15 protein-coding genes are annotated in these 16,742 nt (G+C 40.1%); 14 read left to right on the forward strand and 1 reads right to left on the reverse strand.

The genetic code is table 11. The features are described 5' to 3' along the window. Positions 1-97 precede the first annotated feature (97 nt). The 6 genes from ACQKMF_RS05800 (at position 98) to fni (ending at position 5,051) form a co-directional block, all read left to right on the forward strand. The gene (locus ACQKMF_RS05800; RefSeq protein ID WP_427572112.1) at positions 98-757 is read left to right on the forward strand and encodes a flagellar brake protein; all 660 of its coding nucleotides are present in this window, start codon (positions 98-100) and stop codon (positions 755-757) included. A gap of 66 nt (positions 758-823) precedes the next feature. Further along, a complete protein-coding gene (locus tag ACQKMF_RS05805) occupies positions 824-1,021 on the forward strand; it encodes a YpfB family protein (RefSeq protein WP_101222433.1) in 198 nt (65 codons plus the stop codon). 351 nt (positions 1,022-1,372) lie between these two features. Further along, on the forward strand, positions 1,373-2,047 hold the full coding sequence (cmk, locus tag ACQKMF_RS05810; protein WP_230176957.1) for a (d)CMP kinase: 675 nt from the start codon (positions 1,373-1,375) through the stop codon (positions 2,045-2,047). Beyond that, positions 2,044-2,631: a lysophospholipid acyltransferase family protein gene (locus ACQKMF_RS05815; protein WP_402938190.1), complete on the forward strand. Its 588-nt coding sequence runs from the start codon at positions 2,044-2,046 to the stop codon at positions 2,629-2,631. The genes cmk and ACQKMF_RS05815 overlap by 4 nt, the downstream gene beginning before the upstream one ends. Before the next feature lie 214 nt (positions 2,632-2,845). After that, a complete protein-coding gene (gene rpsA / locus ACQKMF_RS05820; RefSeq protein WP_101222432.1) occupies positions 2,846-3,985 on the forward strand; it encodes a 30S ribosomal protein S1 in 1,140 nt (379 codons plus the stop codon). Positions 3,986-4,004: 19 nt separating this feature from the next. Beyond that, positions 4,005-5,051, forward strand: a complete 1,047-nt coding sequence (gene fni, locus ACQKMF_RS05825; RefSeq protein WP_427572116.1) for a type 2 isopentenyl-diphosphate Delta-isomerase — start codon at positions 4,005-4,007, stop codon at positions 5,049-5,051. Between the two features lie 65 nt (positions 5,052-5,116). On the opposite strand, the gene ACQKMF_RS05830 is transcribed toward fni, so the two are convergent. Further along, on the reverse strand, positions 5,117-5,248 hold the full coding sequence (locus ACQKMF_RS05830) for a YpzI family protein (RefSeq protein WP_427572118.1): 132 nt from the start codon (positions 5,246-5,248) through the stop codon (positions 5,117-5,119). A gap of 111 nt (positions 5,249-5,359) precedes the next feature. On the opposite strand from ACQKMF_RS05830, the gene ACQKMF_RS05835 reads away from it, so the two are divergent. From ACQKMF_RS05835 to ACQKMF_RS05870, 8 genes are all read left to right on the forward strand, one after another. Continuing rightward, complete coding sequence (locus tag ACQKMF_RS05835; RefSeq protein WP_101222430.1) at positions 5,360-5,980, forward strand: YphA family membrane protein; 621 nt, start codon at positions 5,360-5,362, stop codon at positions 5,978-5,980. Positions 5,981-6,439: 459 nt separating this feature from the next. Further along, positions 6,440-7,750, forward strand: a complete 1,311-nt coding sequence (der, locus tag ACQKMF_RS05840; RefSeq protein ID WP_101222429.1) for a ribosome biogenesis GTPase Der — start codon at positions 6,440-6,442, stop codon at positions 7,748-7,750. 16 nt (positions 7,751-7,766) lie between these two features. Beyond that, positions 7,767-8,819, forward strand: a complete 1,053-nt coding sequence (locus ACQKMF_RS05845; RefSeq protein WP_427572121.1) for an NAD(P)H-dependent glycerol-3-phosphate dehydrogenase — start codon at positions 7,767-7,769, stop codon at positions 8,817-8,819. Positions 8,820-9,198: 379 nt separating this feature from the next. Then, on the forward strand, positions 9,199-10,533 hold the full coding sequence (locus ACQKMF_RS05850) for an APC family permease (protein ID WP_427572123.1): 1,335 nt from the start codon (positions 9,199-9,201) through the stop codon (positions 10,531-10,533). A gap of 701 nt (positions 10,534-11,234) precedes the next feature. After that, the gene (locus ACQKMF_RS05855) at positions 11,235-13,340 is read left to right on the forward strand and encodes a sigma 54-interacting transcriptional regulator (RefSeq protein WP_402938177.1); all 2,106 of its coding nucleotides are present in this window, start codon (positions 11,235-11,237) and stop codon (positions 13,338-13,340) included. A gap of 302 nt (positions 13,341-13,642) precedes the next feature. Continuing rightward, the gene (locus ACQKMF_RS05860; RefSeq protein ID WP_402938174.1) at positions 13,643-15,016 is read left to right on the forward strand and encodes a putrescine aminotransferase; all 1,374 of its coding nucleotides are present in this window, start codon (positions 13,643-13,645) and stop codon (positions 15,014-15,016) included. A gap of 689 nt (positions 15,017-15,705) precedes the next feature. Then, on the forward strand, positions 15,706-15,903 hold the full coding sequence (locus ACQKMF_RS05865; RefSeq protein WP_101222425.1) for a DUF2768 domain-containing protein: 198 nt from the start codon (positions 15,706-15,708) through the stop codon (positions 15,901-15,903). A gap of 16 nt (positions 15,904-15,919) precedes the next feature. Beyond that, positions 15,920-16,642: a hypothetical protein gene (locus ACQKMF_RS05870; RefSeq protein ID WP_402938171.1), complete on the forward strand. Its 723-nt coding sequence runs from the start codon at positions 15,920-15,922 to the stop codon at positions 16,640-16,642. The last annotated feature ends 100 nt before the right edge of the window (positions 16,643-16,742 follow it).

Genomic DNA, 16,742 nt, shown 5'->3' on the forward strand with positions numbered 1-16,742 from the left:
ATTTCATGACATAATAACGTAAATGATTATTGGATAATATGGGAAATAAATAGGTAATATTACGTGGTTCCCTTTCTATCAAAGGACGTGGATAACAATGTTTAAAATTGGTGATATATTAATGCTCGAACCGAAATACTCATCACAGAAGGAAAAGTTCAATTGTATGGTTGTCGAAATGGGACAGGGCTGTGTCTATACCGACTTTCCCATCAATTTAGAGACTGGTAAAACTGCATTCCTTATGGATGGGACACTATTGAACGTCACATTTTCCAATGAAGAGCAGGCTGTTTATATATTTGATTCTGAAGTGCTTGGAAAAGTGAAAGGCAGGATACCCATGATGCAAATTTTGCTGCCCGAAGGAGAAACGTTTGTGAAAATCCAACGGAGGCAATACGTGCGCCTGGATGTAACCCTGGATACAGCCATTCATCCAGAACATTCCGAGTTTCCCCCTTTTCGCGCATTAACAGAGGATATAAGTGCAGGCGGGGCTTCGATAAGGCTTTTAAAAGGCACTGATATACCATCGGTTTCCCATTTATACCTGTGGATGGCGCTCACGCTTAAATCAGGTGAGATTCATTATTTAAGGTTAAAAAGCAAAATCATTCGCGTAACGGAGAAAGAGCATGGAAATATGCTGCTGCACGTCAAATTTCTTGAACCTACAAAAAATGATGTACAGGCATTAATGAGGTTTATATTTGAAAAGCAGGTCGAATTAAAGAAAAAAGGATTGCACGTTTAATATGATTGAATGAAAAACAGCGATTCCATCCATACTGCTAATATAAACAGATGGAGGGTGCGGCTTATGAAAACATTTGAAAGACTATTAATTAAAGTGATCATCATTCAATTGGCCTGCTTATTTTTTTTCCAATTCCTTTTGAGCAGGGAGGATCAAATCATTGATTTGACCAAGCTCTCGAGATATGAAGGTGTCACCAGCAATAATTATACGAAAATCATTGAAACATTCAATGGGACCGATAGTAAAAGCGGTGATTAATTTCATCTTGTTGACAAAATGAGGTTAGGAATCTCCTCCGAACCGTGATTTAGAAGTAAAATATATTTTCCTTTTTATATGGAAAAAACCCCTACCTAGATTGAACAATTTAATGAAAATACTGCAGGCAAACCCGTTTTTCTATGAATTGTCTACAGTCTGAAGCGGTGATCCGCTTTTTTGTATGAAGATTTTCAAAAAAGGATAACTATTGATGGCTGTAGTGATAAAAAAAGAACTAAGGTGATTTTGAACCTACACATCCCTTTTATTAATGATTTTCCCGCTAGTTGTGATAAAATGAAAGGGTACTAAATAATCAGCATGATTGTAGGATTCTTGGGAGGATTTATGGAAAAAAAATTATCAGTCGCAATCGATGGACCAGCTGCTGCTGGAAAAAGCACGGTTGCTAAAATTGTTGCAGAAAAGTTTAATTACATATATGTGGATACAGGTGCAATGTATAGGGCCCTTACCTATAAGGCCCTTAATCAAAAGATTCTTCTTGATGATGAACCAGCGTTATCAGAAGTTCTCATCAATACGGAAATCGAATTAAGACCAAGTGAAAATGGACAGTTGGTGTTCTTGGATAATGAGGACGTGACAGCCCAAATCAGGAATAATGAAGTGACTGGTTCCGTATCGGAAGTGGCAAAGCACCGAAGCATCCGGGAAGAATTGGTTCGCAGGCAGCAAATCTTTGGTGAAAATGGCGGTGTCGTCATGGATGGCAGGGATATTGGTACGCATGTTTTACCCAACGCCGAAGTAAAGGTATTTCTTATCGCATCTGTGGACGAAAGGGCACAGCGGAGGCATCAGGAAAATTTATTGAAAGGTTTTCCTTCAGATATTGAAAAGTTAAGGGAGGAAATTGCAACAAGGGACAAGCTGGACTCGGAACGCGAGGTATCGCCACTGAAAAAGGCTGCGGATGCTATCGAAATCGATACGACTTCATTATCGATTCAGGAAGTTGCAGAAAGTATCATGTCTTTAATAGAAGAGAGGAAAAGATGACATTGGATTTTTACACATTTGCCAAGAACATCGTAAAAGGCGTTTTAACGCCTTCGTTTAGGGTTAAAGCGCTCGGAAAGGAACATATCCCTAAAGAGGGCGGAGTATTGATCTGTGCCAATCACATTGATAATTTTGATCCGCCCATAGTTGGAATGACATCTCCTAGGGATATTCATTTCATGGCGAAAGAAGAGTTGTTTCAAGCACCTGTTTTAAAGGGTATATTACCCAGAGTAAATGCATTTCCCGTGAAGCGGGGCAATAGCGATCGGGAATCCCTGAGAAAAGGTTTAAAGCTTTTGAAGGAGGGCAAGGCGATCGGACTGTTTCCCGAGGGAACCAGAAGCAAGACTGGTGAATTGGGAGAAGGTTTGGCGGGGGCTGGATTTTTCGCTTTGCGGTCTGATGCCGTTATCATACCATGTGCAATCATCGGCCCATATAAATTTTTGCGTCCGTTGAAGGTCGTTTACGGTCCTCCAATAAATTTTACTGAATATCGCGAACAGAAAATATCAGCCGATGAAGCTACCAAAATCATCATGGACCAAATCGGGAAATTGATTTCCGAGCATAAATAGTCCTTCATACTTGACAATTTTCTGATTTTGTTAGAATTTATAAAATAAGGGTATTGTTCCTTATTGCCGATAAAAAGGAATATAACTTTATTACTCTAAAAAAACTGTTTTTATCTTTATTAGGAAAGTGTTTTTATTGAACCACTTTAAATAAAAAATGTGGCCGATGAAGAGGAAATTTGCTGATCAGTCATGGGTTAAGGAGGAGTTAGTAATGACAGAAGATATGAACCAGGTAGAAGTGAACAATTACAAAGTTGGGGATCAAGTTAAAGCAACCGTTTCAAAGGTAGAAGAAAAACAGGTCATTGTCGATGTGGAAAACAGCAAGACTGATGGAATCATACCAATCAGTGAGCTTTCAAGCCTTCATGTCGAAAAGGCGTCAGATGCCGTTTCGGAAGGTGATGCATTGGAGCTGGAAGTCATTAAGGTCGAAGAAGAAGCTCTCATTCTATCAAAACGTAAAATTGACGCTCTTAAAGCATGGGATGACCTGGAATTGAAATTTGAAAATGGAGACGTATTTGAGGCTGAAGTTAAAGATGTCGTCAAAGGCGGGCTTGTTGTAGATCTAGGCGTACGTGGTTTTGTTCCGGCTTCTCTAGTAGAAGACTATTTCGTTGAAGATTTTTCTGATTACAAAAACAAAACTTTAACATTCAAGATCGTTGAACTTGAGAAAGACAAGAATCGCTTAATCCTCTCGCATCGGGCAGTCGTCCAAGAACAAAAGGAAAAGCAAAAAGCAAATGTTTTGGATAAGATTGAAAGCGGTCAAGTGCTTGAGGGCGTGGTCCAAAGGATTACCGATTTTGGTGCATTCGTGGATATTGGGGGCGTAGACGGTCTTGTCCACATTTCCCAGCTTTCCCATCAGCATGTCGACAAGGCATCCGATGTCGTTTCCGAAGGGGATAAAGTGCAAGTTAAAGTACTATCCATCGATCGTGATAACGAAAGGATCTCACTTTCCATTAAAGATACCCTTCCGGGACCTTGGGCAGGCATTGCAGAAAAAGCGGCCAAAGGCTCTACACTGGAAGGGATCGTCAAACGCCTTGTTTCTTTCGGTGCATTCGTGGAGATTTTCCCAGGGGTGGAAGGGCTTGTTCATATTTCCCAGATTTCCCACAAGCATATTGCCACGCCGCAAGAAGTGCTTAAAGAAGGTCAGTCTGTCGAAGTGAAGGTGCTGGAAGTCAATGAAACGGATCAACGTCTATCATTGAGCATTAAGGAACTTGAAGAACCTCAAGCTAATTACAATACATCGGATTATGAGATCCCTGAAGAATCGAAGGGCTTTCAGCTAGGTGAAATGATCGGTGATCAATTGAAAAAACTAAAATAAGATAATAATGGTGATGTTCTTGGAGAGAAAACAACGAAAATTAGATCATATAGAATTTGCGCTAAAGACAGGGCAGCAGCATAAAACAGGATTAGAAGATATTTCGTTTATTCACCAAAGCTTACCAGGTATTTCCTTGAATAATGTGAACCTCACAGCAGAAGTTGGCGGACTTGAATTAAGTTCGCCAATTTTCATAAATGCCATGACCGGGGGCGGAGGCCCTGAAACCGAAAAATTGAATGGTGACCTAGCCATTGCTGCTCGGGAAACAGGAATCGCCATGGCGGTCGGATCTCAAATGGCAGCCATCAAGGATTCTAGCCAGCAGGCTTCTTTTAAAGTTGTAAGGCAGGAAAATCCTAATGGTGTGTTGATTGGTAATCTCGGTGGCGAAGCAACAGTCGAACAGGCTAAGCGGGCCAGCGATATGATCGGTGCAAATGCCCTTCAGATCCATATCAATGTAATTCAAGAATTGACGATGCCTGAAGGGGACAGGGATTTTGCCGGTACCCTTTCGAGAATTGAAAAAATCAATAGAACGATCGGAATCCCTGTCATCGTAAAAGAGGTTGGATTTGGGATGAGTATGGAAACGGTGCAGCAATTACATTCTATTGGTATTTCGATCATTGATGTAGGCGGGTTTGGCGGAACGAATTTTGCTAAAATCGAGAATGAGAGACGCGCAAAAATACTCGGATATTTCAATGAATGGGGCATACCGACAGCCGCTTCGATCGTCGAAGCAGTTAATGTTTCACCACAGCTATCAGTCATTGGATCAGGCGGAATTCAAAGTCCTCTGGAAATTACAAAAAGCCTGGCATTAGGAGCGAAGGGTGTCGGCTTGGCCGGGCATTTCCTCAAGCTCTATAAAGAGCTGGGCTTGGGACAACTGATTAAAGAAATAAATTACATACATGAAGATTTAAAGATCATCATGACTGCACTCGGGTGCGGTAATATCTCAGACCTAAGGAAATCGAAATTAGTCATCAAGGGCAATACCTATCATTGGTTATCTCAAAGAGGCATTGATTGTTCGGCATATGCTAAATGAATGACCAGAAAAAGAAGCATCTCAATTGAACGGATTGAGATGCTTCTTTTTGTTCAGGGATAGACTTAACTATTCTTTTTTCGAGCCTCTTCAGGGCTTTCCATTCTAGTTGCTCCTTTATGCTCCAGTGATTGGTCCCTGTCGGACTCCACCCGTTTACTTTCTTTCAATTTCTTCTCTTGCCGATCTTTTCCCATGTTTACACCTCCTTTTCTAATGATAGTACGAAGATTTCCTCATTAAATGCCGTGCTATACGTTTATACTTTGAATAAACAAGCCATAATGTTCCTAAAAGGGGGGCGCTGCATGGATGGAATAATATTTTATTGGATTTCATGGATAGTTTGGGTCATTGTCATGTTTTTTATTCCGAAAACGGTTCCCTTTCGTTTTGATTTTCTATTTCATCTATTAGCCGTAATGGTTTTAGCTGGATATAAACTGGATGCTCCCTTGGTTTCCGTGCATTTGAGCGGGCCGTATCTTTTCTTTATACTTTGTGTGTATATTAGGAAGGAATCAATCATCAAGATGATGGAACTGATCAGCGGAAGTCTTATTATCACTCTCGCTTATGCCAGTTTTCAACTTTTTTCTTTGCTTGATCCGATATGGCTCATCATGAAACCGATTTATCTTTTATGTATTTTCCTGAATTATCTTATCCTATTACTTTTTAAAAATTGGAAACATCGATTGTTCGTCCTTTTAATTGGGATGATGATGGGAGATATCATATATTCTGGATTGCTTGCTTACCACTCTTTACCTTATGTGGCCCTTGCTTACGCATGGCATGATAATGCAGTGCTGGTTTTGGGCGCAAACATATTGTGGAGAATATTGGAACTGGCTGGCCAATACATTTATTCAATTTCTCAATCGAGATTTTTATCAAAACAAGGAAAAGAGAATTTTAATCAATGAAGAGTATGGTGAAAAATTTATCAAAATGGTGCAAACTGGAATTAGAAGGCTTTTATTCATACAATCATTGTTGATTGGCCAGAAATTTGTTACTATAGGATAGTTAGAGGTCTGTAGATAATCGTAAAATGCTCTAAACAATTAAAAAGGAAGCCGTATGCCGAAGCTTTCTTCATTTTTTTGGGCTGTTTATAATCAAGTTTGAGCAAGCAGAGGGTCAGCTTCACGTCACCTCAGGAATTGGGGCGTCAAGTGGACAAACTGCCCGTGAATACTTGCATTTAAATGAACATCAGTTGCGAATTTTTTACTGATGAAAGATTCCTTTAAATGATGATGGATACAGCTCTTTCCTTTAAAAGGAAATAATGAAAATCAATAATGCAAAGCAACCGTATAAATGCATTCATGAATTTCGTGACTTTGACAGAGATATAGTAGCAGAAAGGGTGAAGAGCAATGCCAAAACCGGTAATTGCGATAGTCGGTCGTCCGAACGTGGGAAAATCGACAATCTTTAATAGAATAGTTGGAGAACGGGTTTCGATTGTCGAAGACGTTCCTGGAGTGACCCGGGACAGGATTTATAGTTCTGGTGAATGGTTGACACATGATTTTAACATTATTGATACAGGTGGAATTGATATCGGTGACGAGCCGTTCCTGGAACAAATTCGCCAGCAGGCTGAAATAGCCATCGACGAAGCTGATGTGATAATTTTTATGACGAATGGTCGTGAAGGGGTAACGGCTGCTGATGAAGAAGTCGCTAAGATTCTCTATAAATCGAGAAAGCCAGTTGTCCTTGCAGTAAACAAAGTAGATAATCCAGAAATGAAGGATCAAATTTATGATTTCTATGCGTTAGGTTTTGGCGATCCATTCCCGATCTCCGGGTCTCATGGACTTGGTCTTGGTGACCTTCTGGATGAAGCGGCTAAACATTTCCCTAAATTCGACGGCCAGGATTATGCTGATGATGTCATTAAATTCAGTTTGATTGGAAGACCGAACGTAGGTAAATCTTCTCTGGTCAATGCATTGTTAGGTGAGGAACGTGTCATTGTCAGTGATATTGAAGGTACGACTCGTGACGCGATTGACTCTCCGTATAAGTACAATGGCAAAGAATATGTCATTATTGATACAGCAGGGATGCGGAAAAAAGGTAAAGTGTATGAAAGCACGGAAAAATATAGCGTACTTCGTGCATTAAGGGCAATTGAACGTTCAGACGTTGTTCTTGTAGTCCTGAACGCTGAAGAAGGAATTCGTGAGCAGGATAAAAAAATTGCCGGATATGCCCATGAAGCGGGTAGGGCGGTCATCATCGTCGTCAATAAGTGGGATGCCATCGAGAAAGATGAAAAAACGATGAAGGATTTTGAAGAAAAGATCCGTGCCCATTTCCTATTCTTGGATTATGCGCCAATCATTTATCTTTCTGCCTTAACGAAAAAACGGACACATACCTTGATACCGGTCATTGATCAGGCTAGTGAGAATCATGCTATCCGGGTTCAGACAAATGTATTGAATGAAGTGGTCATGGATGCCGTGGCGATGAATCCGACACCGACACATAATGGCAACCGTTTGAAAATTTATTATACGACTCAGGTAGCGATCAAGCCGCCAACTTTCGTAGTATTCGTTAACGATCCGGAGTTATTGCATTTCTCATATGAGAGATTTTTAGAAAATCGAATTAGGGATGCCTTTGGTTTTGAAGGAACACCAATACGAATTTTTGGACGTCAGAGAAAATAGTAAAGGTGGTTATACCATGGTGAAAGATAAAGAAAGTATCGCAGTGATCGGAGCAGGGAGCTGGGGAACTGCTTTAGCGCTCGTGATCGCTGATAACCAGCATGAAGTGAGATTGTGGGGACATAATCAGAATCAAATCAATGAAATAAATCAAAAACATACGAATGAAAAATACTTGCCTGGGATTGAATTGCCTTTGGGGATTAAAGGTTATTCTTCGATTAAGGAAGCATTGGTCGGGATTGAAATAATAATTTTGGCTGTGCCGACCAAAGCCTACCGGGAAGTGCTTGGTCAGATTGAAGAGGCTCATGATAAGCCATTGACAATCGTTCATGTAAGTAAGGGGATTGAACCTGATTCCCTGCTTCGTATATCGGAAATGATTGAAGAAGTCTCTTCGGCGGATTGGCTTAAAGATATAGTGGTTCTTTCAGGACCGAGTCATGCTGAAGAGGTCAGTCTACGTCACCCGACAACAGTTGCCGTTTCTTCCAAGAATATGAAGGCTGCCGAAAGGGTTCAGGACATCTTCATCAATAATAATTTCCGTGTATATACAAATCCGGACTTGATTGGTGTTGAAATCGGAGGGGCATTAAAGAACATCATAGCATTGGCTGCCGGAATTACGGATGGTTTAGGCTATGGGGATAATGCCAAGGCTGCATTAATGACACGAGGATTGGCTGAAATATCCCGTCTAGGGGTGGCCATGGGGGCTAACGCGCTTACGTTTTCAGGTTTAGCTGGGATTGGCGACTTGATCGTCACTTGTACAAGCGTACACTCCCGTAATTGGAGAGCTGGGAATATGCTTGGAAAAGGGCAAAAGCTTGAAGAAGTTTTGGAAAACATGGGTATGGTCGTTGAAGGTGTCAGAACCACTAAAGCCGCCTATCAACTAGCTCAAAAGTACGAAGTGAACATGCCGATCACTGAAGCCCTGTACGATGTTTTATTCAATGGGGAAGAAGTGAAAAAGGCAGTTGACCTCTTGATGAATCGTTCAAAAACGAATGAGATGGAAGAACTTTATAACATTTTGGATAGCAGACATCACGATTGAAATCCGAATCTGTTGATTTTCATAAAAGAATTTCATTAAATTAGGCATTTGATGATGCGCCTTGCCGTGTATCAGCATACAATGCAACGAAAGTAAACTAGTAATTTGACCTCGGCACGGGGGATTTAGTCAAATGAGCAGAAGATATCTAATATCTTCTGCTTTTTTTTATGGGCAAAAAATCATCAGTTCTATTATGAATAATTGAATAGGTTATTCAAGTTTGCATAAAACATTCTACATATTTCCTTGTTTTTTGTTATAAATCGACTATTTTTTTTGGTATGAAAATTGCGAGGTGTAATATGACCAAAGAATTATAAGGGAGGCCAGAAAAGTTGGTTAACTTTTCTCGCTAAAAAAGGAAGGGGAATGATACATGCAAACAGGTAATCTTAAAAGGTCTTTAAACTTGTGGCATATCGTATTGCTTGGTGTTGGATATATGACACCGATGGTTGTTTTTGATACATTTGGGATAGTTTCCGAAAAAACGGGGGGGCATGTTCCAACCGCTTATGTCATTGCTCTTTTAGCGATGTTGTTTACTGCCGCAAGTTATGGGAAAATGGTAAAAATTTATCCGCAGGCAGGTTCATCCTATACTTACACACAAAAAACGATCAATCCACATTTAGGCTTCCTTGTCGGGTGGTCTTCGTTACTTGATTATTTATTTTTACCGATGGTGAATGGCATATTAACAAAAATATACTTAACCGCTCTTTTTCCGGAGGTGTACCCGTGGATATGGGTGGTGGCATTTGTCCTTTTAATGACAGGCATTAACTTATTCAATGTTAATTTTGCAGCCAACTTTAATAGCTTCCTTGTATTTTTTCAAATGTTGGTGATCCTTATATTTGTGGCGCTTGTCGTAAAAGGGGTCATGGGTGGAGAAGGGACTGGAGAGGTCTTATCGGTTCAGCCATTCTTCGGGCATCATATGGAGATGTCGACGCTCATAACTGGTGCTACAATCCTGTGTTTTTCTTTCTTGGGGTTTGACGCTGTCACAACTTTATCGGAAGAAACACCGAATCCATCTAAAACGGTTCCCCGGGCCATCTTTTTGACCGCCCTTATCGGAGGGGTTTTATTTGTGACGGCATCATTCTTTACACAGTTATTTTTCCCGGATGTTTCCCGTTTTAGCGATCCAGAAGCAGCTTCTCCGGAAATAGCCCTTTTTGTGGGCGGGAAGTTATTTCAAGCCTTCTTTCTTGCAGGAACTTTATGCGGTACACTTGCCTCTGGGCTTGCATCCCATGCTAGTGTTTCTAGGTTGCTATATGTCATGGGACGTGATCAAATGATCCCGAAAAAACTATTTGGGTTTGTCCACCCAAAATACAACACGCCATTTTTTAATGTCATATTTGTCGGGTCCATATCATTGGTTGCCTTATTCCTTGATTTAGTTACCGCCACTTCCCTCATAAACTTCGGGGCATTAATTGCTTTTACTTTCGTGAATATTTGTGTAATCGTCCATTCAATAAGAAACAAAAGCTTCAGAACGATTAAAGGATTTCTTTCAACAATTCTGTCCCCGGTTTTAGGTGCTGCATCGGTCTTCATCCTTTGGCTTAATCTCGAGACGAGTTCATTGATCCTAGGAATTGTATGGGCGGTAATTGGGATTGGTTATCTTCTGTATCGAACAAAATGGTTTACGGAATCCCCTCCGTTATTCCGTTTTGAAGAGGCATAGTGAATTTACTCACTTCATGAACGAAGGAGGTTTAATATCGCTGATTAGAAAATGAAAAGGTCTTTCTATTCGTTTTTTTTGTACATGGAATTAGCAACAGTGATTTAGCGCATATTGGATTGCTGCATAGATGTTATATGGAATGGTTCCGGAGGCATGCCTGCTCGCTTTAATGGTGATGCTTCTCACAGCGTATATTATGGACAGAAGGAAAAGGCCATTCCTTCGGCAGGTTCGGTATAAGCGTATGCGCAAGTTCCATCAATACATATGCCGGTTTTCTTAGATGGATTATTTATTCATTTCAAAGGGCAATTACTTGTTCAGCATTTTTCTTTTCAGCAGCTTTACCTTCTGTACCGGCCTTTGCATAGGTGGTGAATTTACTGATTATTGTGACTGTTATCAATATCATAGAGGTGAAACCGGCTGAGTTCTGTACTAAGGCTGCTTTTTCATTATCATATTCATCGCTTTATCTATCCTGATCAGGAATAATAAGAAAAGGTGAATGATCCTTTATAAAATAAGTCTAGAGTGCATAGCAGGTTTTTAAGTCAAAAGGGTCCGTTAAAGGACCCTTTTGTTGTGGAATGGATAAAGGTAAATGCTGGATATGAGTAATCGTACATGTTATTTTTTATCTAGCAATTCAGAATTGTGATAAAATATAGGTTAGGTTACAAAAGGAGAGTGAAACTGTGTTATCTATTCCGGATGATAAAATAAGACCATTCATAACTATTACAATTGATCAGCCTACATTATCAGACCAAAAAATTCATGAGATACAGGAACCTTTCTTCTTTCTTATGAAGGAAAATCATGTGTTTGCGTATATCCGCATGGATGACCTCCCGTTAAATGAAAAAATAACGACAGTCGATCAGCTTTTACAGTATGCTTTTTCGATTGATAATGTCTGTAAATTAACCCCTAACATATCCTTGCCGCTTCTGTTTCAAATTATCGGAGAACCTATCGTGCTGATAAAAACGGATGATGGCCTGCTTACCGGTTATGTAAAAAGGGAAGATGTGTTAGCAGAATTATTCAAGCAGGACAGCAAACAGAATTTAGACCTGCTAAATGTTATTTTAACCTCCATACCTATGGGGATTTTTGTAGCTGATAAAGAAAAAAATATCGTGAACTTCAATGAATCAGGCTTGAAGATGATAAAAAAGCCTTCTGAACAAGTCCTAAATGAACCTGCTGCGGACATCTTCAATAAGCAGCATATACATAGCGTGTTTGCCAGTGGGAGCAGTATTCTGAATCAGTTGGAGATTACTGATGTCATGAGTGTGCTTGTCGACTATAGCCCGATTCTGAACCATGAAAAAGAAGTTGAAGGCCTGATCATCATCGTTCAGGATTTACCGATGGTTGAGGAAATGGCCATGGAAATAGAATTGATAAAAAGCTCGAATAAAGACTTGAATGCCATTTTAGCGAATATCTATGATGAAATACTTGTAGTCAATCAAAAAGGAGAGCTGCTGCGTTATAGTGACAGCATCATCTCAGGATTCTGGGGTAAGGATTTAAAAGATTATATTGGGAAGAATCTTTTGCAATTAGAAGATGAAGGGATTTTTAATCCTTCGGTCACCCGGTTAGTCCTTGATCAAAAAAAGAAAGTATCGATTGTCCAAGATACGAAAATGAATAAGAAAGTCCTTTCCGTCGGCACCCCTGTGTTCAATGAAAAAGGAGATATAGATCGAATAGTCATTGCATCAAGGGATATAACGGAAACGACACAATTGAAATCTGAATTAAATGAAATGAGGAAAGAACTGGATTCATTCAAAAAACAGGATCAATTTTATAAAGAGTTGGTTTTTGCAAGTCCTAAAATGGAGCAGATAATCAGCCAAGTCAAGAAAATCGCTCATTTCTCATCAACCGTATTGATCAACGGGGAGTCGGGAGTAGGTAAAGAAGTGATAGCCGAAGCCATTCATAAAATGGGCAGGCGGTCCAAGCAGCCTTTCCTAAAGATAAATTGCGGGGCGATTCCGGAAAACCTCCTCGAAAGTGAATTGTTTGGTTATACGAAGGGTTCCTTTACAGGAGCAGATAAAAATGGGAAGGTAGGATACTTTCAGCAGGCCAATAAAGGTGTTTTATTCCTTGATGAAGTGGGTGACATGCCCATACACCTGCAAGTCAAGCTACTGCGGGTCCTCCAGGAACAGGAAGTGATTCCGATTGGCAGCACTACACCCATTTCCATTGATGTTCAAATTGTTGCGGCCACGAATAAGAGTCTGGAAAAAATGGTCGAGATGGGGACGTTCAGAGAAGATTTATTCTATAGATTAAACGTCATACCCATACATGTGCCCCCTTTAAGGGAAAGGCCGGAGGATATACCGCCACTAGCCTTTCATTTCCTGCAAAAACTGAATGAAAGGTATCAGCGGAATTACCACTTTTCCCCTGATGCATTAAATATCCTGGAAGTCTATACATGGCCGGGGAACATCCGTGAATTGCAGAACATGATTGAAAGGTTGGTTGTTTCTGCAGATGAAGAGACGATCGATGCTGATTTCATTCAAAGGTTCATACCTGTGGGCAGTGACTTTAAACAATCGAAACCCATCATTACGAGAATCCTTCCGCTGCAGGAAGCACAGGATCATGTCGAAGAGCAATTGATCATGCTTGCCATGAAACAGTATAAAACTACGACCAAAGCGGCAAAAGCGCTCGGTATAAGTCAATCGTCAGTGAGCAGGAAGTATCAAAAAGTGTTAGCTGAACAGAGTAAGAAAATCGAAAAAAATGCATATTGAATAAAAGCCGTTGCCGAGTGATGAAAAATCGCTTGTCAACGGCTTTTATTTTTATAGTAGCATTTGGGCAGTCTTTTTGATGATTTACAAGGATGGTTATGCAAATTGAAATATCGTTATGCAAATTTGCATAATTATAACGTAATTTAATAAAAAGAATGCTGTTTTGTTGGTAAATTAACTTGGCATGGTTCTTGCTTGATAAGTAAGTATAAGAAAAAAGGGAGGTAAGCATCAAAGTTTATAAAAGAAGCAATCTCAATTAACCATCCACTAAAGTTATAAAAAAAGGAGCTTATAAAATGTCAATTAACGTAGAAAGTAAAAACACTCAAGCTAACCAATCAGCAACCCAAGATTATATTAAAAAAGTGCTTCAATTAATCGAACAAAAAGAAATTTCAAAAGAAGACGCGCAGTGGGTAACAAGAGAAACGGTCGAGAATTTCCGTAACCATGTAAACCCTGGATTTTTGGAATATCGGAAGACGGTCACTAAAGACACGCAATTCGCTTCCGTGGAGTGGTCTGATCAAGATTCCTGTTTTACCGATGTAAATGGAAAAAAATATATTGATTGTTTAGGTGGCTTTGGTATTTATAATGTTGGCCATCGTAACCCTAAAGTAGTAAAGGCCGTAACCGATCAATTGCAAAGACAAGCCCTTCATAGCCAGGACTTACTTGATCCATTACGTGCAATGCTTGCCAAGATCCTTGCCGACATCACACCGGGAGATCTAAAATACTCGTTCTTTACGAACAGCGGTACCGAGAGCGTGGAGGCTGCACTTAAGCTGGCTAAAATGTACAGTGACCGATTCACGATCATTTCCACGACAAAATCATTTCATGGGAAAAGCCTTGGTTCCCTATCGGCAACGGCAAAGGGCATGTTCAGAAAACCTTTCATCCCGTTGGTACCAGGTGTGCGTCATGTACCATTCGGTGATCTGGATATGATGAGAAAAACGTTTGAAAGTTGTGCATTGGTCGGTGAAGATGTTGCTGCTGTGCTGTTGGAGCCTATTCAAGGTGAAGGAGGGGTCATTCTTCCTCCGCAAGATTATTTAAAGCAGGTTCGGGCATTATGTGACGAATATGATGCGTTATTGATCTTGGATGAAGTGCAAACAGGGATGGGACGGACAGGTAAAATGTTCGCTTCTGAGCTATATGATGTTGTTCCGGACATTATTTGTTTAGCGAAAGCATTTGGCGGCGGAGTAATGCCTGCAGGGGCTGTCGTAGCCAATGAGAAAGTGTTTAAAAGCTGGTTCGACAATCCATTCATGCACACAACTACATTTGGAGGAAATCCACTCGCTTGTGCTGCGGCCATTGCTACGATCGACGTACTTTTGGAAGAAAACTTACCGCAGCGTGCTGCAGAAGTTGGTGAATACTTCCTAAATGGGTTAAGGGAAGTTGCTGCTGAGCACAAAGATAAGGTTTTGGAAATCCGCGGCCAAGGATTGATGATTGGTATTGAGTTCCATAAAGATGAAGTGGGTTATGAATTCTCAAAAGCCCTCTTTGATAAAGGCATCTTGGTGGCAGGTACGCTTATCAATTCCAAAACAATCAGGATTGAGCCGTCATTGACTATTAAGTTGGATGAAGTCGATACAGTCATTAAAGCGTTTAAAGAGGTCTTGCCGACGCTTCAATCTTAATTAAAAAAGCAGAAAAACAGCCTTTGGGCTGATTCGGATTTTAGATAAAAAGGTTTCGGAATGGTCTTATTCCGAAACCTTTTTGTTATTTTTTGCTTTGTAGCAATTTTAGGAATAGTGAACTCCAAGGTTATTATTTAGACCATTTCTACCCTTCGTCAAGTCCAGTCGGCCATCTTCTTTACATTAATGGCAGCCTAACTAACCAAATGGTTGCTGCACCAGGTGGTCTAAAGTAAACATTTCAAGCTGATCAAAGGTACCCTCATCGCCTCAAGTTTTCATCCTTCTAATTAAGGAGTAACAGAATGTACGAGACTCCTGCGGGGAAAGCGGTCCAAGAGAGACCCCGCAGGCGCTAATAGCACCGGGGAGGCTCCAAAGACCGGCTGCGGAAAGCGAGTGCCCTGCGTTCCAATCAACGGTAAACTTTAAACACCTTAAAAAATTGTCGGCAAACTCAGTTATTATCGAGTTTGTTTATAAGCTGAAACAGTCTTTGGGCTTTTTTTGTTGCTTGGAGGGAGGAGGTATGGAAATCACTTTTACTATACTTAGTTCCCGTTTTATAGTTTTTTTTATGAAAATGCGTCATGAAAACGGGAATTACCCAGATTGGAAAAGGATTTAATTCCTTTAACGTAATTTGGTATGTTATAATAATTTCTGGAAAAAGGAGTGATGAAGATATGACACCTGCTCTGCAAAAAATGTGGATATCCTTTATAGCAATGGGCTTTATGATTATCTCTATATTTCTAATTTACTTAAGCCGCTATAAATTAAAAGGTTTTTGGAGAGTCTTGACAGCAATTATCGCATACATACTTATGATTCTGGCCGGATTGATCATCCTTATCGTTGTTCTTAGCGGGCCAACCACTTGATAGGTGAGGAGAAATGATGAGAAATTTTTTCAAAATATTATGTTTACTTTGCATCTCTGTATCATTATCTGGCTGCTTATATCCAGAGAAGCAAAAAATACAAAACCAATTGCCTTATAAAGAGCAAATACAATCCGTCCAAAGTGCAGTGGATCAATTTCAGAAAGATGAAGGTGGCATACTGCCCATCGTTACAAAAGATGCTGATACACCGATTTATCAAAAATATGTCATAAAGTTTTCAAAGATTTCACCGAGGTATATGGCTGAACCGCCGGACAATGCATTTGAATCAGGAGGCGTCTTTCAATACATCCTCGTTAATGTTGAAAATGATCCGACCGTAAAGCTGTTGGATGTCAGGATGGCGCAAAAGATTCAGGATGTTTCCTTGAGATTGACTGCCTATCAGCAAAGCAACGGATATCCGCCATTTAAGGAAAGGTTATCCGGTAATGTCTTCACGCTTGATTATGAAAAAATGGGCCTGAAGGAAGCTCCGACGGTCACGAGTCCATTTTCACAAAAAGACTTATATCTCGTAGTTGATGGTCAAGGCAGTATTTTTGTTGATTATACCCCGGATTTAATTGAGGCATTGAAGAAACATGAGGGGGAAATGAAGCCAGGTGAAGATATCCGGGAACTGCTGGTGCAGAGTTCGGAGTTCGTCCCTGCCTATTCATTGCCATATACAATTGATGAAAAAACAAAAAATCCAATATTTCTTACAAAATAGGCATAACCCTTCTTCTGCAAAATATATTGTAGGGGAAGGGTTATTTCTTTTATCTTTATTTCATCTTACTTTTAAAATAACAACCCTTATATAAAATTTC

Source organism: Peribacillus sp. NPDC101480, from assembly GCF_050277335.1.
Taxonomy (GTDB): Bacteria; Bacillota; Bacilli; order Bacillales; family DSM-1321; genus Peribacillus.

Excerpts from the sequence above, each read along its gene's own strand:
- ACQKMF_RS05800 (WP_427572112.1), top strand. The coding sequence starts at position 98 with ATGTTTAAAATTGGTGATATATTAATGCTCGAACCGAAATACTCATCA.
- ACQKMF_RS05805 (WP_101222433.1), top strand. The coding sequence starts at position 824 with ATGAAAACATTTGAAAGACTATTAATTAAAGTGATCATCATTCAATTG.
- cmk (WP_230176957.1), top strand. The coding sequence starts at position 1,373 with ATGGAAAAAAAATTATCAGTCGCAATCGATGGACCAGCTGCTGCTGGA.
- ACQKMF_RS05815 (WP_402938190.1), top strand. The coding sequence starts at position 2,044 with ATGACATTGGATTTTTACACATTTGCCAAGAACATCGTAAAAGGCGTT.
- rpsA (WP_101222432.1), top strand. The coding sequence starts at position 2,846 with ATGACAGAAGATATGAACCAGGTAGAAGTGAACAATTACAAAGTTGGG.
- ACQKMF_RS05830 (WP_427572118.1), bottom strand. The coding sequence starts at position 5,248 with ATGGGAAAAGATCGGCAAGAGAAGAAATTGAAAGAAAGTAAACGGGTG.
- ACQKMF_RS05835 (WP_101222430.1), top strand. The coding sequence starts at position 5,360 with ATGGATGGAATAATATTTTATTGGATTTCATGGATAGTTTGGGTCATT.
- der (WP_101222429.1), top strand. The coding sequence starts at position 6,440 with ATGCCAAAACCGGTAATTGCGATAGTCGGTCGTCCGAACGTGGGAAAA.
- ACQKMF_RS05845 (WP_427572121.1), top strand. The coding sequence starts at position 7,767 with ATGGTGAAAGATAAAGAAAGTATCGCAGTGATCGGAGCAGGGAGCTGG.
- ACQKMF_RS05850 (WP_427572123.1), top strand. The coding sequence starts at position 9,199 with ATGCAAACAGGTAATCTTAAAAGGTCTTTAAACTTGTGGCATATCGTA.
- ACQKMF_RS05860 (WP_402938174.1), top strand. The coding sequence starts at position 13,643 with ATGTCAATTAACGTAGAAAGTAAAAACACTCAAGCTAACCAATCAGCA.
- ACQKMF_RS05865 (WP_101222425.1), top strand. The coding sequence starts at position 15,706 with ATGACACCTGCTCTGCAAAAAATGTGGATATCCTTTATAGCAATGGGC.
- ACQKMF_RS05870 (WP_402938171.1), top strand. The coding sequence starts at position 15,920 with ATGAGAAATTTTTTCAAAATATTATGTTTACTTTGCATCTCTGTATCA.